The 22223-nt window shown below is 40.5% G+C and carries 30 protein-coding genes; 22 read left to right on the top strand and 8 right to left on the bottom strand.

The genetic code is table 11. From position 1 onward, the window contains the following. Positions 1-30 precede the first annotated feature (30 nt). Together MHH54_RS09910 and MHH54_RS09905 are read right to left on the bottom strand one after the other, a co-directional pair. Complete coding sequence (locus MHH54_RS09910) at positions 31-669, bottom strand: hemolysin III family protein (RefSeq protein ID WP_003215766.1); 639 nt, start codon at positions 667-669, stop codon at positions 31-33. A gap of 14 nt (positions 670-683) precedes the next feature. Beyond that, positions 684-1652, bottom strand: a complete 969-nt coding sequence (locus MHH54_RS09905; protein ID WP_342500237.1) for a sigma 54-interacting transcriptional regulator — start codon at positions 1650-1652, stop codon at positions 684-686. A 181-nt stretch (positions 1653-1833) separates the two neighbouring features. Between MHH54_RS09905 and ilvA the strand changes: the two genes are divergently transcribed. From ilvA to ypmT, 7 genes are all read left to right on the top strand, one after another. Beyond that, positions 1834-3102 carry a threonine ammonia-lyase IlvA gene (gene ilvA, locus MHH54_RS09900; RefSeq protein ID WP_003215464.1) on the top strand — a complete coding sequence of 423 codons (1269 nt, stop codon included), beginning with the start codon at positions 1834-1836 and terminating at the stop codon, positions 3100-3102. 36 nt (positions 3103-3138) lie between these two features. Further along, positions 3139-3390 carry a YpmP family protein gene (locus MHH54_RS09895; RefSeq protein ID WP_003215729.1) on the top strand — a complete coding sequence of 84 codons (252 nt, stop codon included), beginning with the start codon at positions 3139-3141 and terminating at the stop codon, positions 3388-3390. Positions 3391-3577: 187 nt separating this feature from the next. Next, positions 3578-4420, top strand: a complete 843-nt coding sequence (locus tag MHH54_RS09890; protein WP_003215944.1) for a DegV family protein — start codon at positions 3578-3580, stop codon at positions 4418-4420. Positions 4421-4444: 24 nt separating this feature from the next. Then, complete coding sequence (locus MHH54_RS09885; protein WP_106065462.1) at positions 4445-5035, top strand: SCO family protein; 591 nt, start codon at positions 4445-4447, stop codon at positions 5033-5035. A 69-nt stretch (positions 5036-5104) separates the two neighbouring features. Continuing rightward, positions 5105-5866 (top strand): SGNH/GDSL hydrolase family protein, encoded by a 762-nt coding sequence (locus MHH54_RS09880; RefSeq protein ID WP_034620452.1) that lies wholly within the window; start codon positions 5105-5107, stop codon positions 5864-5866. A gap of 9 nt (positions 5867-5875) precedes the next feature. Next, on the top strand, positions 5876-6442 hold the full coding sequence (locus MHH54_RS09875; protein ID WP_050943897.1) for a YpmS family protein: 567 nt from the start codon (positions 5876-5878) through the stop codon (positions 6440-6442). A gap of 22 nt (positions 6443-6464) precedes the next feature. Further along, positions 6465-6662 (top strand): protein YpmT, encoded by a 198-nt coding sequence (gene ypmT, locus MHH54_RS09870; protein ID WP_012010295.1) that lies wholly within the window; start codon positions 6465-6467, stop codon positions 6660-6662. A gap of 31 nt (positions 6663-6693) precedes the next feature. Here ypmT and MHH54_RS09865 read toward each other — a convergent pair whose 3' ends face one another. From MHH54_RS09865 to MHH54_RS09855, 3 genes are all read right to left on the bottom strand, one after another. Then, the gene (locus MHH54_RS09865; protein ID WP_342497948.1) at positions 6694-7410 is read right to left on the bottom strand and encodes a DUF4397 domain-containing protein; all 717 of its coding nucleotides are present in this window, start codon (positions 7408-7410) and stop codon (positions 6694-6696) included. Between the two features lie 69 nt (positions 7411-7479). After that, positions 7480-7740 carry a DNA alkylation repair protein gene (locus MHH54_RS09860; protein ID WP_095117826.1) on the bottom strand — a complete coding sequence of 87 codons (261 nt, stop codon included), beginning with the start codon at positions 7738-7740 and terminating at the stop codon, positions 7480-7482. Positions 7741-7788: 48 nt separating this feature from the next. Continuing rightward, entirely contained in the window at positions 7789-8226 is a 438-nt protein-coding gene (locus MHH54_RS09855) for a MarR family transcriptional regulator (protein ID WP_095117824.1), read from the bottom strand. Between the two features lie 137 nt (positions 8227-8363). Between MHH54_RS09855 and msrA the strand changes: the two genes are divergently transcribed. Continuing rightward, a complete protein-coding gene (gene msrA, locus MHH54_RS09850; protein WP_050943900.1) occupies positions 8364-8900 on the top strand; it encodes a peptide-methionine (S)-S-oxide reductase MsrA in 537 nt (178 codons plus the stop codon). After that, positions 8897-9328, top strand: a complete 432-nt coding sequence (gene msrB / locus MHH54_RS09845) for a peptide-methionine (R)-S-oxide reductase MsrB (RefSeq protein WP_095117823.1) — start codon at positions 8897-8899, stop codon at positions 9326-9328. Before msrA ends, msrB begins: the two co-directional genes overlap by 4 nt. Before the next feature lie 51 nt (positions 9329-9379). Here msrB and MHH54_RS09840 read toward each other — a convergent pair whose 3' ends face one another. Then, positions 9380-10408 carry an SDR family NAD(P)-dependent oxidoreductase gene (locus MHH54_RS09840; protein WP_095117821.1) on the bottom strand — a complete coding sequence of 343 codons (1029 nt, stop codon included), beginning with the start codon at positions 10406-10408 and terminating at the stop codon, positions 9380-9382. A gap of 243 nt (positions 10409-10651) precedes the next feature. Here MHH54_RS09840 and MHH54_RS09835 point away from each other — a divergent pair, with 243 nt between their 5' ends. Further along, the gene (locus MHH54_RS09835; RefSeq protein WP_095117820.1) at positions 10652-11368 is read left to right on the top strand and encodes an acylneuraminate cytidylyltransferase; all 717 of its coding nucleotides are present in this window, start codon (positions 10652-10654) and stop codon (positions 11366-11368) included. 34 nt (positions 11369-11402) lie between these two features. Here the strand turns inward: MHH54_RS09835 and MHH54_RS09830 are convergent, their stop codons facing one another. Both MHH54_RS09830 and MHH54_RS09825 read right to left on the bottom strand, forming a co-directional pair. Further along, positions 11403-12365: a DUF3880 domain-containing protein gene (locus MHH54_RS09830; protein ID WP_226803605.1), complete on the bottom strand. Its 963-nt coding sequence runs from the start codon at positions 12363-12365 to the stop codon at positions 11403-11405. A 15-nt stretch (positions 12366-12380) separates the two neighbouring features. Further along, positions 12381-12755: a hypothetical protein gene (locus MHH54_RS09825; RefSeq protein ID WP_095117816.1), complete on the bottom strand. Its 375-nt coding sequence runs from the start codon at positions 12753-12755 to the stop codon at positions 12381-12383. A 207-nt stretch (positions 12756-12962) separates the two neighbouring features. On the opposite strand from MHH54_RS09825, the gene cgeC reads away from it, so the two are divergent. The 12 genes from cgeC to MHH54_RS09765 all read left to right on the top strand — a co-directional run bounded on the left by cgeC (position 12963) and on the right by MHH54_RS09765 (position 22209). Then, positions 12963-13283, top strand: a complete 321-nt coding sequence (gene cgeC / locus MHH54_RS09820) for a spore maturation protein CgeC (protein WP_095117815.1) — start codon at positions 12963-12965, stop codon at positions 13281-13283. 23 nt (positions 13284-13306) lie between these two features. Further along, a complete protein-coding gene (locus MHH54_RS09815; protein WP_003215916.1) occupies positions 13307-14596 on the top strand; it encodes a glycosyltransferase family 2 protein in 1290 nt (429 codons plus the stop codon). 148 nt (positions 14597-14744) lie between these two features. Continuing rightward, positions 14745-16121 carry a sigma-54-dependent Fis family transcriptional regulator gene (locus MHH54_RS09810; RefSeq protein ID WP_003216007.1) on the top strand — a complete coding sequence of 459 codons (1377 nt, stop codon included), beginning with the start codon at positions 14745-14747 and terminating at the stop codon, positions 16119-16121. Between the two features lie 117 nt (positions 16122-16238). Beyond that, positions 16239-17639 carry a lysine 2,3-aminomutase gene (gene ablA / locus MHH54_RS09805; protein WP_003215473.1) on the top strand — a complete coding sequence of 467 codons (1401 nt, stop codon included), beginning with the start codon at positions 16239-16241 and terminating at the stop codon, positions 17637-17639. 2 nt (positions 17640-17641) lie between these two features. Beyond that, entirely contained in the window at positions 17642-17923 is a 282-nt protein-coding gene (locus tag MHH54_RS09800) for a YokU family protein (protein WP_003215937.1), read from the top strand. Between the two features lie 79 nt (positions 17924-18002). After that, a complete protein-coding gene (locus MHH54_RS09795) occupies positions 18003-18227 on the top strand; it encodes a YozE family protein (protein ID WP_003215834.1) in 225 nt (74 codons plus the stop codon). Positions 18228-18371: 144 nt separating this feature from the next. Beyond that, positions 18372-19052 (top strand): hypothetical protein, encoded by a 681-nt coding sequence (locus tag MHH54_RS09790; protein ID WP_012010279.1) that lies wholly within the window; start codon positions 18372-18374, stop codon positions 19050-19052. Positions 19053-19302: 250 nt separating this feature from the next. Next, positions 19303-19473 carry a YozD family protein gene (locus MHH54_RS09785; RefSeq protein WP_003216084.1) on the top strand — a complete coding sequence of 57 codons (171 nt, stop codon included), beginning with the start codon at positions 19303-19305 and terminating at the stop codon, positions 19471-19473. A 48-nt stretch (positions 19474-19521) separates the two neighbouring features. Then, the gene (locus tag MHH54_RS09780) at positions 19522-20130 is read left to right on the top strand and encodes a phosphatase PAP2 family protein (protein ID WP_003216036.1); all 609 of its coding nucleotides are present in this window, start codon (positions 19522-19524) and stop codon (positions 20128-20130) included. A 54-nt stretch (positions 20131-20184) separates the two neighbouring features. Further along, positions 20185-20502: a hypothetical protein gene (locus MHH54_RS09775; RefSeq protein ID WP_003215750.1), complete on the top strand. Its 318-nt coding sequence runs from the start codon at positions 20185-20187 to the stop codon at positions 20500-20502. 112 nt (positions 20503-20614) lie between these two features. Continuing rightward, the gene (deoD, locus tag MHH54_RS09770; RefSeq protein WP_003215664.1) at positions 20615-21310 is read left to right on the top strand and encodes a purine-nucleoside phosphorylase; all 696 of its coding nucleotides are present in this window, start codon (positions 20615-20617) and stop codon (positions 21308-21310) included. Between the two features lie 68 nt (positions 21311-21378). Continuing rightward, entirely contained in the window at positions 21379-22209 is an 831-nt protein-coding gene (locus tag MHH54_RS09765) for a M15 family metallopeptidase (RefSeq protein ID WP_003216072.1), read from the top strand. Positions 22210-22223 lie beyond the last annotated feature (14 nt).

The raw sequence follows: 22223 nt of genomic DNA, 5'->3' as shown, positions 1-22223 counted from the left end.
CCAGCATCCACTTTCGGATGCTGGTTTTTTTCATGCAGCAGGAATGTTCACACAGTAGAAGAGAATGCAGAAGAACATTGATGCACTGCCGCCGAGAACAAAGCTGTGCCAAATGGCATGATGATAGGGGATTTTCCGCCAAATATAAAAGATGGTTCCGACTGAATACAATAGACCGCCTAACAGCAAGAGGCCAAATCCTGCGCCCGTTAATCCAATGTAAAGTGGTTTGATGGCAATGATAATCATCCAGCCCATTAATAAATAAACGAGGGTGGACACAATGATAAACCGTTTGACGAAAAAGATTTTAAAGACAATTCCGCCAGCAGCAAGAGCCCATACAATCGCAAGAAGCGTATAGCCGAGTGCGCCTTTTAATGGTCCGAGTAAAAAGGGCGTATAGGTACCAGCAATCAATACATAAATAGCCGAGTGGTCGAGGATTTCAAATACATCTTTTGTTTTTTTGTGCCGAATGCTATGAAGCAAGGTCGAGCTTAAATAGAGCAGCAGCATGGATGCCCCAAATATTGAAAAGCTCACGATCTCTGTGATAGTGCCGTATTGAACAGCGAATAACACGAGAAAAACAATGGCTGGTATGGATAAAATAACGCCAATGCCATGTGTAATGGCGTTTGCAATTTCTTCTTTTACAGTAAACAATGGATGTCCTCCTTTTATTGAACCGGTATATAACCATCAAGTGATTTCAGGAATGAAAGACCTTCAAGTGTAATCTTCGTGCCGGCCCTGCCTTTTCCTTTCGTCACGTATGCTTTTTTCTCAAGGTCATCTAATCGGCTCCTCACCTGCTGAGGGGTCAGCGGGATGTCGCCTTGTTTGCTTAATTCAGACAAAATGCGTCTGCTGGCTGCTTCACCTTTCTCATTGAGAGATTTAATGGCTTCTAGCAGGAAAACAAACTCTTGTTTTTCCATTAGTGTGAGCTGGTGTTCTTCCTTTTTTCCTTTTACCTCCGGCGAAAGAGGTGTTAACACAAAAGGCGGTAAGTGGTGTAAAAATACCGTTTGCCCCTCGAGAATGACTGCAGCATAATGAACGATATTTTTGAGTTCCTGTACGTTTCCTTCAAACGGATACTCCTGCAAGGTTTCCCAAACACTTGGATCAATATCAGGCGCCATGCTCAGCTCCTGAAAGAAAGCAGTTGTTAACACAGGAATGTCAGTTTTTCGATCTGCTAATGACGGTAAGGGCAAATGGAAAACATTTAAGCGATAAAACAGCTCAGGTAAAAAGGTAGATGAAACCCTCAATGCCTCTATTGATAAAGACGAAGCGGCAATGATTTTTGTTGCAGGAGATGTTTCTAGAAAACGAACTACCTGATGCTGCATAGGAATACTTAATGCGGCGATTTCGTCTAAATAAAGGATTTGACGGGTCTTTTCCGTGAAGGCTTTCTGCAAGGTATCTTCATCTAAGATGGGGCAATATACATGTGTCAGTGAAGCGTTTGGAGCCGATGCATGAGCAATTTCATGGGCAAATCGTGTTTTGCCTGTGCCAATGTCTCCTGTGATCAAGACAGGCTGCTCGTGCTTTGTGAATTGCTTTGCCAGGTGAATGGCACGCTTCATTTCTTGATGCTCTCCATATATAGACGTAAACGAATGTGTGGTCATCGGGTGATTCCTTTCTTTATGGTTCTAATTGGTTCAATTGTAACACCCAATAAAACCAAATGTACAGAGAAACGAAAAAGTTTATGAAATTTATGCTTGATCTATGATCTATTGGTTTATTTTTTGAATATTCATGTTATAATGACAAATTAAATAAGGTTAAAGAGAAAGGATCTTGTACATGAAACCGTTGCTCAAAGAAAACACGCTAATTCAAGTGAAAGACATTTTAAAGGCCCATCAAAATTTGAAGGATGTAGTCATTCATACACCTCTTCAAAAAAATGAGCGACTTTCTGAACGATATGAATGTAATGTCTACTTAAAAAGAGAGGATCTGCAAGTAGTTCGTTCCTTTAAATTAAGAGGCGCTTTTAATAAAATGAGCCAGCTTCCAAAAGATAAACTAAAAAACGGCATTGTCTGCGCAAGTGCAGGAAATCACGCACAAGGTGTTGCCTATTCTTGTAAATATCTAGGTATCCACGGGAAAATCTTTATGCCTGCTACGACACCAAGGCAAAAAGTATCTCAAGTAGAGCTTTTCGGAAAAGAATATGTTGAAATTATCTTAACCGGAGATACGTTTGATGATTCATATCATGAAGCAGTTAAATGCGGAGATGAAGAAAAGCGTGAGTTTATCCATCCGTTTGATGATCTAGATGTGATGGCAGGACAAGGAACGACTGCTGTAGAAATATTAAATGATATCGAAGTGGAGCCTCACTTTTTATTTGCAAGTGTTGGAGGTGGAGGTCTGTTATCTGGAGTTGGTACATATATCAAAAATATCGCCCCAGAAACCGAAATCATTGCCGTCGAACCACTTGGCGCAGCTTCACTCCATGCCTCTCATGAAAAGGGCAAGGTTGTGACACTTGATTCCATTGATAAGTTTGTAGACGGAGCAGCGGTTCAGCGGATTGGCGAAAAGACGTTTACATCGTTACAGTCTGTTGTCGATAAAATTAGTCTTGTACCTGAAGGAAAAGTATGTACAACCATTTTAGAGCTTTATAATCAATGTGCGATTGTAGCAGAGCCGGCAGGCGCACTTCCGATCGCAGCGCTGGATGCCCATCGCGAGGAGATTAAAGGGAAAAATGTTGTCTGTATTGTCAGTGGAGGAAATAATGATATTGGCAGAATGCAGGAAATCAAAGAACGGTCGATGATCTATGAAGGGCTGCAACATTATTTCATTGTCAATTTTCCGCAAAGAGCAGGTGCGCTTCGGGAATTTTTAGATGAAGTATTAGGGCCAAATGATGATATCTCCCGCTTTGAATATACGAAAAAGAATAACCGAAGCAAAGGACCCGCGCTTGTTGGCATCGAATTGAAAGAAAGAGATGACTATGCGGCGCTCATTGAACGGATGAATAAAAAAGGATTCCATTATGTTGAAGTGAATAAAGATCAAGATTTATTCCACCTATTTATTTAGGCGTAACAGAACATTGGAAAAGAGGATTGATCGTTTGTGCTGCTCAAAACAATATGTTTTAGACGGATGGATGGAGCTCAGATCAAGGTAACAGAAGTTCCTGTACTAAAGGGAGATGAGCCGTATCGTTTCATGCTCACCTTTAGACTTGAAGCTTTCTTGAAAAAAGTCTATGTATCTAAAGGAAAGAGAGCTGTGTACTCTTTCAGAGAGGATGTGAAACGTAACGTCAAGTGGAGCACATATGAGCAGATCTATCAGGAGCCTACACTGAAACACAATGCGTAAAAAGGAATCTTTGTCAAAGGGAGTGAGCGGCTGTTTTAAAATGGCTGCTGCTCAGCTTGGCAAGGATTTTTTTCATGAAAAGAAGAAAATGTGACAATTTCAAAAACGTCATGACAGTTGTTTTCAAGTTTGCACGAAATAAGGTAATATCATAAGTAAAGACTAAGACAGCAAGGATGAGACGATAGTGAAACAAATTAAAATTGTAACAGATTCAACAGTGGACCTTCCGCAAGAAAAAATCAATGATCTTTCCATTCACGTGATTCCGCTCAATATCTCCATTTCTGGGGTTGATTATATTGACCGAGTGAATATACAGCCAGATGAATTTATTGAAAAAATGGAGGCCGCTGAGGAATTGCCGAAAACGTCTCAACCTGCGATCGGTCAATTCGTCGAATTATATGAAAGGCTGACGGCAGATGGAAGCGAAGTCATTAGTATCCATTTAACGGGTGGGATGAGTGGTACGGTTCAAACTGCTGAAAGCGCTTCGAAAATGGTAGACGGAAACATCACGGTGATTGATTCAAACTTTATTTCATATGGATTAGGGTTTCAAGTCACCAAAGCAGCCGAACTTGCACAAAATGGTGCAAGCCGTGAAGACATCATCAAAGAAATGGATAAAATCCGTCTTGGAACAAAGCTATTTGTCACAATCGATACATTAGAAAATCTCGTGAAAGGTGGAAGAATTGGAAGAGGGAAGGCGCTGATCGGCTCACTTCTTCACATCAAACCAATTGCCAGCTTAACAGACGGGGTATACACGCCAGAAGCGAATGTGAGAAGCTATTCTGCTCTTGTCCGCTATTTAACCAAACAGTATGTACAGGCGGTGAAAGGAAAAACAGTTCAAGCCATTGGGATAGCGCATGCAGATGCATTAGAACTCGCTGAAAAGCTCAAATCAGCGCTGCTTGACCATACACCTGAAGCACCTGTTGACATCGCCTACACAACACCGATTATTTCGTGTCACACTGGAAAAGGTGCAATAGGCTTTACTTTTTATACCGATTGACTTCGAAAAGGGGATGGACGTACCATGCTTAAAAAAAGGGGAGCCTTACTTGGTGCGCTTATTACCATAAGCGTGCTTCTTTTAGTCTCATGTTCAAATGGACAAATCAAAGATGCGTTAAATTATCAAATACAGCCGTTTGAATATGAAAATCAGGATGGGCAAAAGGTGTCATTGGATGATTTGAAGGGGAAAGTATGGGTGGCAGATTTTATTTTCACAAGCTGTGAAACGATCTGTCCGCCGATGACTGCACATATGACAGAGCTGCAAAAACGGTTAAAAGAAGAAAAATTGGATGCGCATATCATTTCCTTTAGCGTGGACCCGGAGGTAGATTCACCGAAAAAGCTAAAAGAATTTGCAAAAGCATATCCTTTATCCTTTAAAAATTGGGATTTCCTCACTGGTTACTCGCAGTCAGCAATTGAAAAATTCGCAATGAAAAGCTTTAAAACCATTGTGAAGAAACCTGAAGATGAAGATCAAGTGATCCATCAGTCATTGTTTTTCCTAGTTGATCAAGAAGGGAAAGTGATGAAAAATTATGATGGTGTACAAAACACACCATATGATGACATCATCAAGGACATCAAAACGCTGATCCGAAGCTAGCATAAAGATGTTCAAATGAGCAAAAACATGATACACTTTTTTAATCAGAAAAAGGAGGGACATCATCGTTTGAAGGCTCGTTTGATTTTGATTGTGATGTCTCTAGCTTTTGTTCTTTCTGCATGTTCCGCGCAAGAGGCTGGCATAAAGGATAAACTAGAAGACACACAAGACGTAAAAGAACATATTACCATCGCAGCGGTTGGAGATTCCTTAACAGAGGGAATCGGAGATCAACAAAAAAAAGGATATGCAGGCATGACTCGTGACAAGTTAGAAGCGGTGGACGGCGTGCAATCTGTCACATTAAAAAACTATGCCATTAAAGGCAGTAGAACGGTAGATTTATTAAAAAGATTAAAAGAAAAAAAGGTGCAAGACGGTCTGAAAGATGCTGACTATATTTTCTTTACGATCGGCGGCAATGACTTAATGCATGTCGTTCGTCAAAATGTACTCAATTTGACGTTTGCTCCTTTTCAAAAAGAGCAGGGGCCTTTTGAGGAGCGCTTTAAAACCATTCTTGCTCAACTGAGAGAACATAATGACCATGCGAAGATCATGTATGTAAGCATGTATAATCCCTTTAAATTTAGTCTCACTGAGCTGAAAGACATTGATGAAGTCGTCAAAGACTGGAATGCCGTCGCCAAAAAAGAACTAAAAAAAGATGGCAACGCTGATATGATCAATGTAGCAGATTTATTTGAGGAAGATTCTGATGAAAAATTACTGGCAGATGATGATTTCCACCCAAACCAAAAGGGGTACTCTCTTATGGCAAATCGTTTATTCTCCAAAGTGAAAAAAGAAGGACTGCCGAAGGAATAGGGTGAACGTATGAAAAAGTGGAAAAGCTTATTTTTTATTTTACTTGCAATCAATCTATTGATTGTACTTGCCTGCGGTATTTTGATGTTAATGCCAGGCGGTCAATCCGCTTCAACTAAAGAATTGAAAAGCGAGTATTCTTTTAATATATCTAGCTCAAAGGAATCACTCACCAGCTTTATCAATGATTACTTGAAAAATCAAGGGTCAAGCGATATGCCAGACTTTCATGTGGCGATCGATCAAGATGTAAAAGTAACAGGCGCCATTAAAGCTTTCTCTTCGACGATTGATGCAAACGTCTCATTTACGCCAACTGTCGAAGATAATGGTGATGTGCTTTTGAAAGTGGATGGCCTTTCAATTGGACAATTGAGCATTCCGATTAGTTTTGTTCTAAGCTACATGGGCCAGTTCTATGAACTGCCAGAATTCGTTCATGTGAAACCGGATCAAAAAACGGTTGAAGTGCGCCTTTCAGAAATGCCGTTGACGAATGATATGTATGTGAAAGCAAACAAAATTGATCTAGAGAACGATGAAATTGAGTTCTCATATTATCATCCAAAGCAATAGAAAGTGAGTCAGGAGTGAAATCATGAAGCGAGTCTATCAATATTTTAGTTTACTGTCGTTTTTATTTGCTGCGTATTTTGGCATCACAGCTGCCACTGATTTAAGAGCAGAAAATATCGATCAGTTTTACTTAAATATTGCCTATTGTGCATTATTTCTAGGTATCATGATTCTTGCTTTTGATTTTCAAAAGCAAGAAAAAGCTGAAGATGTCTCGTAAAGAGCCTTCCCTTTATGGAAAAGGCTCTTTTTTATATTTGCTGAGACAAGACCACCTTCGCCATAAGCTCTGGCTCTCCATTAGCAAATCCATGAAGCAGAATGAGGTATGCGCGATTTGCTTGCAGATGAACTTTTGGGATATCAAGCAGTATACTTTGAGTGCCGGCGGCTTTCAATTCAAAATGATATTTATTCGGGGAGAAATGATGAATGTGAGTGCTGTTTACATAGTGAAGCTCCTTAGCTAACACCCCTTGATCACGTTCATATATATCAATGGAAGGAAGGTCTGGAGAAAGGTGGACAAATGTAAGGGCTGACAGGTCTTCGTGTTGAATCAGAGGGTCTTGCCGTTCTGTCAGCAGCGCAAAACCTGCATGCGCACCTGTGATACATAGGGTGTAAATCTCGTCACGTTTAATCATCATACGAGAATGAAGGACTCTTTCTTTTGTTGCTAGCTTGAACACTTCTATCTCATACATTCCCTCATCCCACTCCATATAAGCTGTTAAATGGCTGTAAGGCATTTTTTTCAAGATCTCATTCCGGTTCACATATACAGCGAGCTCACTAAGATCTGGGGCAGCGTGAAAGAGCCGAATAAAGGCTTTGGGTGAAGGGCTGCTTTGAGGGTGCTCGAAGCCCGCAGCGAGTGGACGGTATGGATAGTCATGATATAAGAGCTGCTGCATGTCATCAATCCCTACTTTCTTATGCGATGGTGTTTTTTGTAGCGTATGCATGAAAAAGGCGATCTGTATAGGCAAAAGAAGCATAGAAAAAAGCCTGACGTTTTCCGTCAGGCCCGCATGTTAAGAAGGAGAAGAATATTGATGATATTCAGCTAGTTTAATGAACGTTTTTTCATCCTCAATGAGACCACAAACACCGCACTGGACCTTTATTTGAGGACCTTGATAGCTCATGTGAAAAGGGGAAAGCTGATCTCCTTCGTATCTTTCGACAACTGCTCCGGTCGCAGGGTCAAGCTTCACAGGTTCTGAAAGCTGCTCAATCAGATTAAAGCGCGTTCTGTTTGTTTTACAGTTTGGACAAAGATAAGGGCTTGTCATGATTCATTCCACCTCTTTTTATCCGTAGCATGTCCAGAGCGCTAAATTCTATGCTTCATCCTTTTGACTTTTATCCAGCTTTTTAAATAATCTGATCATTGTTTTTAGTTCCTCGTCGTCGAATGACTCAAATCGCTCCATAAAGTATTCTGTTTTCTTTTTCTCAAAATGCTCAGTAATTTCCTTACCCTTATCGGTTAAGTGGATTTTGATGATGCGGCGATCCTCTTTAGAACGGATACGGGTGATCCAGCCCTTTTCTACGAGTGTGTCGGTCACAGCAGTGATATGGCTTGCTGACACACCTAGAATGGACGCAAATTCCGTTACTTTTTTTGCACCTTGCTCACGAAGCAGATTTAAAATGAGAAATTCATTCCGAGATAATTCGTTTTCGAGCAGGCTGTTAATCTCATAACGGATCTGCTTAAATACGGTTCTCAGTAAAGTATCCATTTCATACATCATTTTTTTTCTTTGTTCCAATCATTAAACCCCCATTATATTTTAAAATACGACAAAATGCTTTTTTATATTTTAGGTATACAAGTCGTATCGTTTTCATTATTTTTCATCATGTTATAATATGATGATACCATTTTTTAAATGAAGGGGGCACTAATATGTCTGAAAAACAAGAATTAGCCACATTTGCAGGAGGCTGCTTCTGGTGTATGGTTAAACCTTTTGATGAACAGCCGGGCATTATCAAAGTTGAATCAGGGTATACTGGCGGACATACAGTGAATCCGACCTATGAAGAAGTATGTACAAATACAACGGGACATAGAGAAGCGGTTCAAATCACGTTTGATCCAGACGTTTTCCCATATGAAAAGCTATTAGAACTGTATTGGCAGCAAATAGACCCAACAGATGATGGCGGACAATTTGGTGATAGAGGAGAGTCCTACCGCACAGGTATTTATGTTCATCATGACGAGCAGAGAAAGCTTGCAGAGGCATCGAAAGAGAAGCTGAACGAAAGCGGCATCTTTCAAAAGCCAATTGTGACAGAAATTTTAGATGCTGCTCCTTTTTATCCCGCAGAGGAGTATCATCAGCACTATTATAAAAAGAACAAAATGCACTACGAACGATATCATGTCGGTTCTGGCAGAGCGGGTTTTATTGAGTCCCATTGGAGTGATAAATCATGACAAACGATAAAGAAAAACGACTAAAAGAATTAAACCGAATGCAGTATGAAGTCACACAAAATAATGGCACTGAGCCGCCATTTCAAAATGAATTCTGGGATCATAAAGAAGAAGGCATTTATGTAGATATCATTTCAGGCAAGCCGCTTTTTTCTTCTTTAGATAAGTTTGATGCCCATTGCGGCTGGCCGAGTTTCACAAAGCCGCTTGAAGATGAGGAAGTAGCCGAGAAGGTGGATAAGAGCCATGGGATGTTGCGGACAGAGGTGCGCAGCAAGACAGCTGATTCTCATCTAGGTCATGTCTTTCCTGATGGACCAGGACCAAATGGTCTTCGGTATTGTATTAATTCAGCCGCTTTGAAGTTTATCCCAAAAGATGATCTTGAAAAAGAAGGCTATGGGGATTTGAAACATCTATTTGATTGATCTATTGAAAAATCGTCACATGGAAGGCATCTGCTTCCGTGTGACGATTTTTTATTTTTTATGATGCGTGTGATGTAATTGTTCAATGATGCGGAATAGCTTTTCTTTTGTAATGAGAGGCGCTTCATTGGATGTGTAATTGGTTAAGTCGACTTTTTGAAAGGAAGCATGCAGTTTTGGTCTTGGTAAAATGGCATAAAATTGTTCATGCTCAAATAGTGCATCTGCTTCGTGCGGAAATGTAAGCTCTTCGTGAAGCTTTTCTCCAGGTCTTTTCCCGACAACGTGAATTTCCGGAGATGAGACATTGATTTGAGCAGCATATTCATGAAACGCTTTTAAGAGATCAGCAAGCTGTAATGACTCCATCTTGAGAATGAACGTTTCGCCTCCTTTCATCATGATGGCTGCTTGAAGTGTGAGGGAGACAGCCTCTTCGATGGACATAAAAAAACGTGTCATATGAGGATCAGTTACGGTCAAAGGTTTTTCATTTAACAGCTGCTGGAGCATGATGGGAATGACGGAACCTCTTGATCCAAGCACATTGCCAAAACGCACAGAGCAAAACAATGTTTTTTGGTTCAGAATACTTTCGTTTGCTTGGAAAAATAGTTTTTCTGAAATTAATTTTGTTGCACCCATGGCATTTGTCGGAGAAACTGCTTTGTCTGTGGAGATGTTGACAACATGACTGACTTCATGTTCGATTGCAGCCTCAATGATGTGCTGCCCGCCGATAATATTTGTTTGCACGGCTTCAAACGGATTGTCTTCACAAGTAGGTACTTGTTTTAAGGCGGCTGCATGAAAGATGATATCAACGCCTTTGACGAGCTGTCTCACGCGGCTTGCATCTCGTACATCGCCTAAAGCGAAGGCGACTTCTGGGTGATCCGCATACTCATTTTTCATCATGTATTGTTTGCTGTCATCTTTGCTGAAGACGATAATCTTTTTTGGAGAGCATGATGTTAATTTTTTCACAATTTGACGTCCGATTGAACCTGTACCGCCTGTAACTAATATCGTTTTGTCACGAAAAAAAGCCTTCAAACTCGTTTCTATCTTTTTGGACATATCTAATCCCCCAACTCTCATTTCTCTACTTTGCATCATATGTGAAAGAGTGGTATCCGTTTGAGGAAAAGAACCACTTTCTATATAAATTAGGTGAACACATTATAACCATCTGCATGACGTTTTAATAGAATATGGAGAGATAAGAGAATAAGTAGAAAAATGAGAGACCTGAACACTTCAGTACTGCGATCAGCTCGGAAGAATATGTAGAGAGCTTTGCGCGAGGGGAGAAGGGAATACATGTATAGGGGAAATCGTATTTTAGCCTTGATACCAGCTTTTAGAAGCAGGCGCGATCAGCATGATGAACACATTCGCGTATTGGCGGAGCGGCCGCTCATCTATTGGACCATTCAGCCGTTACTGCAAATGATTGAGTTAGACGAAATCATCGTCTCTACAGAGGATGTCAATACACAAATCATTTCTTCTCACTACGGAGCCCGTGTGATAGAACTTCCAGACAGTCATGTAACAGAACAAACACCGTCACTCATAGCGGTGAAGCATGCGCTTGCTTACTTAGAGCGTGAGGGGAAAACCTTTGATATTGTTCTATATTTGCATCCATCGTCTCCTTTAAGACAGCCGGAAGATATTGAGAAGTGCTTGCAGCTTCTAGTAGAAGGGAGCTATGACTGCGTGGCATCTTTTACAGAGGCGCTAGAAAACCCAAATGAGACATGGACACTGCATGAGAATAATGAAGCCACTTTATATAAGGACAATCATTACTTTTTCATGCCAAAGCATGAGCAGCCATATACGTATGGCCGTTTAAATGGAGCAGTGTATGCTTTTCATGTTCCATATGCAAAAGAATGCATTCATTCCTTTTTAGAAGGATCTGTTGGAGCGTATATCATGGATTCCCAAAAATCACTTGTGGTCAAACAAGAAGAAGATCTTGAGAAAGCGGAGAAAGTCTTATTGGCTCGCAGAGATGCGGAGGGTTAGGTATAAGAAGAATTTCAACGAGAAAAGCGCCCGGTCATAGGGCGCTTTTTACGATCTCATAAAGTCTGTGTGGAAATGACTCAAATGTATTCCATGAAACGACTTGTTCGTAATTGTTTCGTGCGATTGCTTTTCTTTTCTCGGCATTTGATCCATAATATTCAACCTGTTCCAGCAAATCGTCCTCATCTTTATAAAAAGCGAAGCTTGAAAAAGCTTGAGGCGGTTGTAGATCCGTCAATTGAAAGCTTCCAGCTGCAGCGATATCAAACGCTCTGTTGTTCAGGCTTACATTTTGAACCATGGCTTTGTTTTTGTTATAAGCAAATTGAGCCGGTCTGTGCGGGTTAAGAACAATCGCTGATTGCTGATAGATGTCCGCCAATTGCTGAGGGCTCAGCCAATTGGTCACTAATGTGAGATCGCGATCATGTCTTCGTGACTTATTTAAATGACGATGCCATTCCTTACCTGCAACGAGAATTCGCCATTTTTTCTGTTGTAAGAGTGTATCAATGGCTTTCATGCGGTTGGGATAAGGGTAGCCAATGAGTGCAATGTCGTAGATGCACATCTTTTCAGACGATTCGTTTTTTTGAAAAATACGTGTATTTGCCGGAATGGGAAAGTAGTAGGCGTCAACTATGCCCAATTGCTTGTAAAAAGGCAAAGCTCCTTCATCAATTGTTAATATGAGGCGCGCATCACGCGTGCAAGCAGCTGACACATCTGTATAAAAGGGATCTTCTGTCATCCACAAAACGATCGGGATCTTTTCTTGTTTGAATTGATGAAGCACTTCGCTCGGAACATGATCACCAATCATCATCAAAACAAAATCCGGAGAAAATGTCCGGATTTTGTGCATGTGTGACTGTATAGATTCTCTTTCTATCTTGAAACATGAAAAGGGTGAATCAATGAAGCTTTCTTCTACCCAGTGATCAAACATTTGATAGATCCCGCCGTAGCCAGAGCTGATATAAAGTAGCTTCATGATAGATTTCTCACTTTAAGTTGTAAATGTAACACTTTCAACTTTATCTACATCTAAAAGAGTTGTTGCAGAGCCAGTAGGTGTAACAGAACTTTCCTGTGTGACAAAAACGATACCAGTTGAAGCATTGAATGCTACAAACTGAACTGGGCCAATTAAATCTCCAGAATCCATCACAATACTAATGACCGTTCCTGGTGCAAGTCTTGCGAAAATCCATCTTGCTCCTTTAGATGATTTAAGGGATGTAGCAGCTCCGCTTAAAAAATCGTTTAATTTATCTTCCACTTCTGTACCTCCCTCTTCGAGATTGACTGTTAACGCTTGACTAAGCGGCTTGAAGAATAGTTTCAATAGTTCTTTTTTTAACTCGGTACGATTGTCGCTCATTTTATCCCCATCCTTTCTTCAACAATTGAAACACACCACTATGTATATGCCGCTCACTTTTTTTTGGTATAAGCAGAACGCTGATTCCTTGTTCTTTTTTCATTTAATCACTTCACACATTTTTTAAAATGTGTTCAAATGCTGAGGCTAAATGAAGTGGTTCTCATACTCTAGTAAAGATTAAATGTGAAGAGAGAGGGATTATGAATGGAATTTGAACAATTATTAAATGATTGGAACGAAGAATTACTAGAAGTTGAAGGTGTACTTGAAGTTATCTTCATTTTACTTCTTCTTCGTCTTTTAGAGGAAAAACAAGAAGAAGGTTCGTCAGAAATCAAAGAGTTGCTGCGTTCTTGGTTGGAACTTGGTATTCCATTGCCGCGTGTTCATTTAGTCAATGGTGAGGTGCTCCAAAACGTGATTGTCGTTCAATTGTTTCATACAGTGGCGGTTTTTAAAAATGCAACAAATCAGTTAAGAGTGAGCGTTCCTTACGCAAACATTGTTAGTTGGGGAGCTTTTTAATCTCATTAAAAAGGATAATGCCTATGAAAGTATCGGTGATTTTAACAAGTTACAATAAACCTGATTATATTGATCGTGTGCTAAAGAGTATGGTGGAACAAACGTATCAAAACTGGGAGCTTTTGATTATGGATGATGGCTCAGAGCCAGAAACAATGAAAAAGATTCATTCCTTTTTAAACGATGACCGTATTCAGTTGTATCCGCACACTGTTCATCCTGCAAAAAGGCTTGAGACTGTACGTTATGCGACGCTTATTAATGAGGCATTAACACGTATATCAGGGGAGCTTATTTGTTATTTAACGGATGATACAATGTATTGTAATGATCGTTTGCAGAAGATGGTGGAGGTTTTTCAATCAAAGCCAGAGGTAGATATCGTTTATTCCTCGCAGCGTGTGATCCATGTTGATAAGCATCTGGTAGAAACAATGACCTTTGTACGTGAGGCGGAACACGTGTTAGACCATGCGTCCTTTCAAGTAGATCACTGTTCGGTCATGCACAGAAGCCGCTTGCTTCCATTGATTTATAAGAAATTTGGGCAATATTGGGATGATGAGCCGAAGCATTGGCATCATGCAGATTCTGTTTTTTGGATGCGGTTGAATCATTTTGCTGCGTTTCATCCATTAAAAGAAGTACTTGATATCACCTTTAAAACACCCCAATCCTTTCATCACATGTTTTCAAGTATGCCATATGATGTAATTGATGGGACGGTGATCGAAAGAGAAGGAAGATATTTCCAACTTGTTCATGGGGATCTTAACCAAATTGATAAGCGATGGGTGAATGAAAAAAAGAGGCGTGCAATTCGTGTTCCTTTGTTATGTGCAATGAAATATGAGGTAAAAGATACGCTGGTTGTGCCGAACTATACAGTCGTCACCGCAGATAACGGAAGAACGTTTTATTATATTGAAGATCAGAAAAAAAGACGATTTGCTTCAAAGCGCGATATGCAATATTTTCAGTTTCATCCAAAGGAAATGTGCGCCGTTTCAAACGAACTGTTACAGACGTTTGACGATGGCAAAATCATTCAAGTATCCCCTGAATTCAGCCCGCCAAATCGCCGGCTTTTTAAATGGCAACGAGATGTCTATTTACTTGTGCATGATACCTTCTGCCTTATTGCCCCTGAGGTGGTTAAGTTATTTGCGTTTTATCATCAGCCCATCAAATTATATCCTTCTCAATTTACTTTATTTCAAGAAGGAAAGCCGATCGTGCCGCTGTATAGGGAATCGCTGCAGGAATTCGATATGTCTCTTTATCAAACATCCGGGCGAAAGCACTCCTCATAAGAGGGGTGCTTTTTTTAGCAATGAAAGCAGGAAGTAGAAAGGAAAAAGCGAAACATGAAAAGGACAGGGAACCTTTTGGAGATGATCAAGCCGCTGAAAATCCGGCAATAGATGCCGGTTTTTCGGCACTGGAAGTGAGGGGAAAAGAATGGGGAAGGTTGTCGAAAGAGCGGATTGGTTTGAATTAATTTTAGAAGCCATTGATGAAGCCATCCATGTTGTAGATGATCAAGGAATGACGATTTTTTACAATCATAATGCCGCCAAGTTTGACTGTTTGCAAAAAGAAGAGGTGATTGGCAAGTACATTCTTGATGTGTATCCCTCTTTAACAGAAAAAACAAGTACGCTCATGCATGTTTTGAGAACAGGGAAGCCCATTTATCATTCGCTGCAAACCTATTTGAATAAAAACGGAGAAAGAATTGAAACCGTCAACACGACATTGCCTATTATTGAAGACAGCCAGTTAATAGGTGCGGTCGAAGTCGCAAAAGATGTATCGAAGCTGTCAGCCCTTTCGAATCGTTTAGATCAAAAAAAACGAATACACGATGCGGCTGGGGCAGAACAAATGCATGATTTTTCTTCATTTTTAACAAATGATCCGCTCTTAAATGAAATGCTTGAAAAGGCAAAAAAAGCTGCTGCTTATCCGTCATCAGTTGTTGTCTACGGGGAAACAGGGACAGGGAAAGAAGTGCTCGTTCAAGCCATCGTTCATGAATCTGATCGGAAAAACCAAGTGTTCATTCCGCAAAACTGTGCGGCACTCCCAGAATCGCTACTTGAAAGCCTATTGTTCGGATCTGTCAAAGGGAGCTATACAGGCGCAATTGATCGCAAGGGGCTCTTTGAATTAGCTGATGGAGGCACGCTTTTTCTTGATGAACTGCAAGCGATGCCGCTCACGCTGCAGACGAAATTATTACGTGTGTTAGAGGATGGCGTGGTGCGCCGCATTGGAGATGCAAAAGCGATTCAAGTAGATGTAAGACTCATTACTGCACTCAATATGGACCCATTTGAAGCGGTGAAAAAGCAAATTTTAAGAGAAGACTTATTTTATAGACTGCATGTGTCATCTTTTCATATCCCACCGCTTCGTGAGAGAAAGCAAGACATCCCGCTGCTTTCCCGCCATTTCATTCAAACCTATCATCAGCAGTTTTCAAAAAACGTCAAACGCCTTTCTGAAGAAACAAAGCAATTGTTTATGGCTCACCACTGGCCGGGGAACGTTCGAGAATTAAAACATACCATTGAGCATGCCGTATTGATGATGCCAAAGGAAGCGGAAGACATCACACCTTCATACCTTCCTGCTCATTTACGTACGCAGAAGCTTGAGGAAGGAACACTTAATGCCTCCTTAAAAAGTCAGGTTTCTTCATTTGAACAAACACTCATTCAAGAAGCTTTAAACAAGCATCATGGCAATATTAAAAAAACCGCTGCTGCTTTAAAAATCCCTCGACAAACACTGCAATATAAACTGAAGAAATATGCAGATGCCGAAATATAGGCATCACCATCCAGTGAATATCACGGGCAAAGCTCCTTCTATAAAGAATAGGGGCATTTTCCCATGTTGGCACATAACTTGCATAGTATAAGGTGAATGCTGATAGGGGGAATGGATATGAATCAAAAACTATATGAACCGGCGCGTCATTGGAAGGACATTGAACTTTGGAAAGATGTACCTGAGGAAAAGTGGAACGACTGGATTTGGCAGCTGACGCATACCGTGAAAACGCTTGAAGATTTAGAGAAAGTCGTAAACTTAACAGAAGAGGAAAGAGAAGGGGTGAAGATTTCCACCAAAACCATTCCACTTAACATTACACCCTACTATGCCTCATTGATGAATCCAGACGATCCAAGATGTCCAGTACGTATGCAATCTGTGCCAATTGCTGAGGAGCTTCATAAAACAAAATATGACCTGGAAGACCCGCTGCATGAAGATGAAGACTCACCTGTCCCGGGGTTAACACATCGGTACCCAGATCGTGTGCTCTTTCTTGTAACAAATCAGTGCTCCATGTATTGCCGCTATTGTACGAGAAGACGTTTTTCCGGTCAGATCGGTATGGGCGTGCCAAAAAAGCAGTTAGATGCTGCCATTGGATATATTAGAGAAACACCTGAGGTGCGGGATGTGTTAATTTCCGGCGGAGATGGGCTCTTAATCAATGATCAAGTGCTTGAATACATTTTGAAAAACTTACGAGACATTCCGCATGTTGAAATCATTCGCATAGGAACCCGCGCACCGGTCGTCTTTCCGCAGCGCATTACAGATGAGCTGTGCGAGATTTTGAAAAAATATCATCCAGTTTGGCTGAATACCCATTTCAATACAAGCATTGAAATTACGAAAGAAGCAAAAGAAGCGTGCGAACGTCTTGTAAATGCCGGCGTGCCTGTAGGTAATCAGGCCGTCATCCTTGCAGGAATTAACGACAGTGTGCCGATTATGAAGAAGCTGATGCACGATCTCGTGATGATACGGGTCAGACCTTATTATATTTATCAGTGTGATTTATCTGAGGGCATTGGCCACTTTAGAACACCAGTATCAAAAGGTCTTGAAATCATAGAAGGCTTAAGAGGGCATACGAGCGGCTATGCCGTGCCAAGCTTTGTTGTGGATGCACCAGGAGGCGGAGGAAAGATCGCCTTGCAGCCAAATTATTTATTATCGCAAAGCCCTGACAAAGTCGTCCTTCGTAACTTTGAAGGTGTCATCACCTCTTACCCTGAACCAGAGCATTACGTCGCAGGCCAGGCAGATGCGTATTTTAATGAAATTTATGAAGAGAAACAAGACCCGGCAATTGGTATTACCGCACTATTTGAGGATGAGGCGAAATCGTTTACGCCAGAGAATTTAAGCCGGATGAAACGAAGAGAAGCATATGAGACAAATCCTGAGCATGACACACTCAAAAACAAACGTGAAAAACGAGATGAATTAAAAGAGAAAAAATATCAAGCGCAGCTCAAAAAAGATCAAACTGTAAAGGAGGAGAAATAACCTTGCTGACATGTGATTGGTGTGAGGAAAACAAAGCAAACAGAGAGCAGACAACAGTCTATTGGGAACTGATCACTGGCACACAATCCATTGAAATCATCGAAACACCGTCCATTTCCTGCACACACTGCGGTATGACATATCAAAAGGATGAGACGGTTAAAGGGATAGAAGATCAATTAATTTTAGTGGATCAGACAAAACTTCCAGAAAAAATTTCATACGAAGAATTAATGAGCATGGAGCGGTTATTAAAGCGAAATTACTTTGACTTTTCATCATAAGTTGTACCTCCGCCTATACAAGTCATCAAATTGCTGTATAATATAACAACAAAATAGAGTGTCGCGGAGGGAAAAACAGGTGAAGTCGTTTTACCATTATTTAATGAAGTACAGACATCCAAAACCGAAAGATGAAATCAGCCATTTTGCAAATGCTGCTTATGAGGATCACAGCTTCCCGAAAGCGTCCACTGATTATCATGAGCTTTGTGCCTATTTAGAATTAAATGGCGATTATTTAAGCTCAATGACAACATTTGACGAAGCGTTTGAGCAATATGAAGTAGAAGTCAAAAAAAAATAACACACAACCGCTTTTTCCAGATGGGAGAAGCGGTTTTTTGATGAGAAATAAAATGGCGTTTTGCATGGTGTGGTTGCCCATGCAGAATTCCTTGCGCCGGCATACGATACGTTAAGACCAAAAGTCGGGCAAGGGGGAGACAGAATGAAGGCGAAAGCACCAAAATATCAAGTAGGGGATATTGTCGTCGTTGTCATGTACGGCACAGTTGGAACGATTACAAAAGTCCATCAAATTGACCAGCACTATTTGTATGAGGTCAATCATAATGAGGTGCTTTATTTTGAAACATCACTTCAGCTTTACGATGAGTACGACGGGGTGATTGTGGATACAGAAAAGCTGGACATTGAATATGAGTTCCTCATTGGCGATGTTGTATATGTAAAAGATTACGGAAAAGAGCTATTTAAAATTATTGGCCATCGAACTGAAATATGGCGATACCTTGATGATGGCTGGGAAGATGTCATTTACGAACTCACAAGGCTAAAGGACGGAGAGTGGCTGGAAACAGAAGAGGAAGACTTAACGCTTGTCCTGAGGAAATATGAGATGGACCAGTTCGTTCATCAGCTTCTTTTTGTGCATTACGTCGGTGAAACCTCAAAAGAAATGGAAGAAGATATGGTGCAAACAGCTCTATTACAATTAGAAGAGAAACAAGAAAGCGAAGCATCACTAGAATTTCTCGCTGTATCTATAGTGGATGAGCTTCTTGATATTTATAATGACTATAAAATTCTCTACGAATTTTTCGAAGATCCAGAATACAAAGATATGATGGATTTTATATTGGAAAGTTTACACGAGCATTTTGGTTAAAGAAAGACTTGTCCTAACACGAATAAAAAATAAGGCACACAGAAAAAAACAATCACATAAAACCATCCCCTCAAGATACGGCCTATCACCTGATCAAACATTTCTCCATCTAATATGCTGAACCATTTCATTGCCTCACACCCCTTTTCTTTTTGTTTACTGCATTTATATGTATGGAATGAGCCATTATGACAAACTGTAATAAAAAACAGGCGTCGTTCATACATCATAAAAAAGGAGGCGGAATGTCATGAAAGAAGCAGATTTGGTGATCGATACAGAGGAAATTGCGGAATTCTTCTACATGGAGCTGGTCAAAAGAGGGTACATACCTGCGGAGCTGGAAACGTTTGAGCTGGCTGACATTACGTTTGAATATATGCTGAAAAAAACAATGATAGTTGAAGAAGAGGCGTGGTAGGCACTATACTTTGAAGTGATTCTGAAGAGAGGGAGGAGAATCTTTCGCGTGTATATCCTATTTCTTTTAATTTTATTTGGTGCCATTGCTGCGCTCATGGTATCTGGAGCGGGTCAAGCATTGGACAACCAGATCATCTTATGGTTTGAGAGCATCAGACTCCCTTTTTTAAATGATGTCATGCTGACTTTGACGGACTTTGGCATTAGTGCGCTGCTCGTGCCCATCATGCTCATTTTTAGTGTCGCTTTATTCATGTATAAGCGCTATTACTCTATCATGATGCTTTTTCTATTATATCTCACAGAAAAGACCATCAATCATGAACTAAAGGGGCTGTTTGCTAGAGAGCGCCCAGCCTTTGATCATCTTGTCAATGAAACGTATTACAGCTTTCCGAGCGGACATTCGATGAATGCAGCCACAATCTATCCTTTTATAGCTTATCTATTAGTTGAAATGATTCCATGGCTGAAAGAAAGGCAAAAAATCGTCTACTTGATCACAGGGGTCTGTGTTGTTTTGATTGGGATCAGCCGAATGTATATCGGCGTTCATTTTTTGACAGATGTCGCAGGCGGTTTTGCGATAGGACTTGCTTTATTTCTCATTTGTAAAAAGATTGACGGAAAATTGTCTGCCATTCGACAAAAATAGAAGAAGGAAATTGACAGACCCCAGCCAATTTTATATAAAAGGGGAGGGATTTGAATGCAATTGACGTTGAGATTTTTTCAAAAGAAACCTTCAGCATTTCACTTAACCATTTATCAGACACCTGAATATGGCGCTGCAAGTGGGCATCAGCCTGTGTACCGGACAAAGATTGGCGGCAGAACACACCTGGATGTTCTGGAAAAAGCATTCTCGACATTTAATGTACATGATACAGTCCCTAGTGATTACAATGCACGGTTTATCACAACAGGTGATATTGTTGTGATTGATGATAAGAAAAAAGGAAAGTGCTATTATCAGCTTTTTCCGGCAGGATGGAAACGCAGTGAGCGACTGTTGACGATGAGTTAAATAGAGATTTTCGATGCCAGCTCGAGCTTTAGCTGGTATTTTCTTTTTTGGGCTCAATCGTTTATACTAAATAGGACAAAACACATAGTAAACGTAAGTGGAGGCTAAAAAAATGAGTGTACATATTGGAGCAGAAAAAGGACAAATTGCAGAAACGGTATTGCTGCCAGGCGATCCGCTTCGTGCGAAATATATTGCAGATACATATTTAGAAGATGTCGAATGCTATAACGAAGTGCGCGGAATGTATGGTTATACTGGGACCTACAAAGGAAAGCGCGTTTCTGTACAAGGGACCGGAATGGGCGTACCTTCTATTTCGATTTATGTGAATGAACTCATTCAAAGCTATGATGTTCAAAACTTAATCCGCGTCGGATCTTGCGGGGCTATCAAAAGGGATGTCAACGTACGTGATGTCATTTTAGCTCAGACATCTTCAACAGATTCACAAATGAATCGTGTGACATTTGGACCGATTGATTACGCACCTTGCGCTGATTTTGGACTGCTTAAGAAAGCATACGACACAGCAGAAGCAAAAAATGTCGCTGTACGTGTCGGTAATGTATTTACAGCAGACCAATTTTACAATGAAAAACCACTTGAGCTCATGGCTCAATACGGAATTCTAGCAATTGAAATGGAGACAACCGCTCTATATTCGCTTGCAGCAAAATTTGATCGTAAAGCGTTATCCATTCTGACAGTGAGTGATCATATTCTCACAGGAGAAGAAACAACGGCTGAAGAGCGTCAAACGACATTTGACGAAATGATCTTAATTGCGCTAGACTCCGTTTTATAATAGTATAAAGGGTGTGCTACGATGTAGCGCATCTTTATTTTTTTAGAAGAGCAAAAGGAAGGTATGTCATGAAGAAAAGCTATAAAATACTCTCAATCGCATCGATTCTTGGTTTGACAGCCGCATTATCGGGCTGCCAGTTGCTGGATCAAAAAAGCGGTACATCTGAATCGAACAAAACAAACGAACAAAAAAGCGCAGAAAATTCATCTACCCAGCAAAACTCAAACAATACAGCAGATTCATCGGATCAAGAGCTGACGTTAAAGAGTGAATATTTCAATGACATCAAAGTGGTAAGCGGGCTGAAAACCATTCAAAATCCTGCAAACGTGCTAGCACTTGTCAACAAAGAATACGCATTACCAGGAACCTATAAACCTTCTGATCTCGTTGTTCCAAAAGTAGAATTCTCTTTTTCAGAGGATATTGAAAAACGATATATTCGTAAAGAAGCAGCAGAAGCACTTGAGACATTATTCAAAGATGCGAAAAAGAAAAACTTCGAGCTGGCTGCCGTATCTGGCTATCGCTCCTATGACCGTCAAAAGGTCATTTTTGATAGTGAAGTCAAGTTAAAAGGCAAAGAAAAAGCGCAAGAAGCAGTAGCTTTACCAGGCGAAAGTGAACACCAAACAGGCCTTGCAATGGACATTTCCTCAAAAAGTGCCGGCTTTGACATCTCTGAAAAGTTTGGTGAAACACCTGATGGCAAATGGGTGGCTAAAAACGCCTATAAATATGGTTTTATCATTCGTTATCCAAAAGGAAAAGAAGACATGACAAAATATGAATATGAGCCGTGGCATCTGCGCTATGTTGGAAAAGAAGCAGCAAAAGCGATGCATGATCACGATTTAACATTTGAAGAGTACATGAATAAAGTGAAGAAAATTTAATCAAATAAAAAGGC

It is taken from the genome of Bacillus sp. FSL K6-4563 (genome assembly GCF_038630405.1).
GTDB lineage: Bacteria > Bacillota > Bacilli > Bacillales > Bacillaceae > Bacillus > Bacillus pumilus.
The sequence above is the reverse complement of the archived record's forward strand: the minus strand, read 5'-3'. Positions and strand labels throughout refer to the sequence as shown.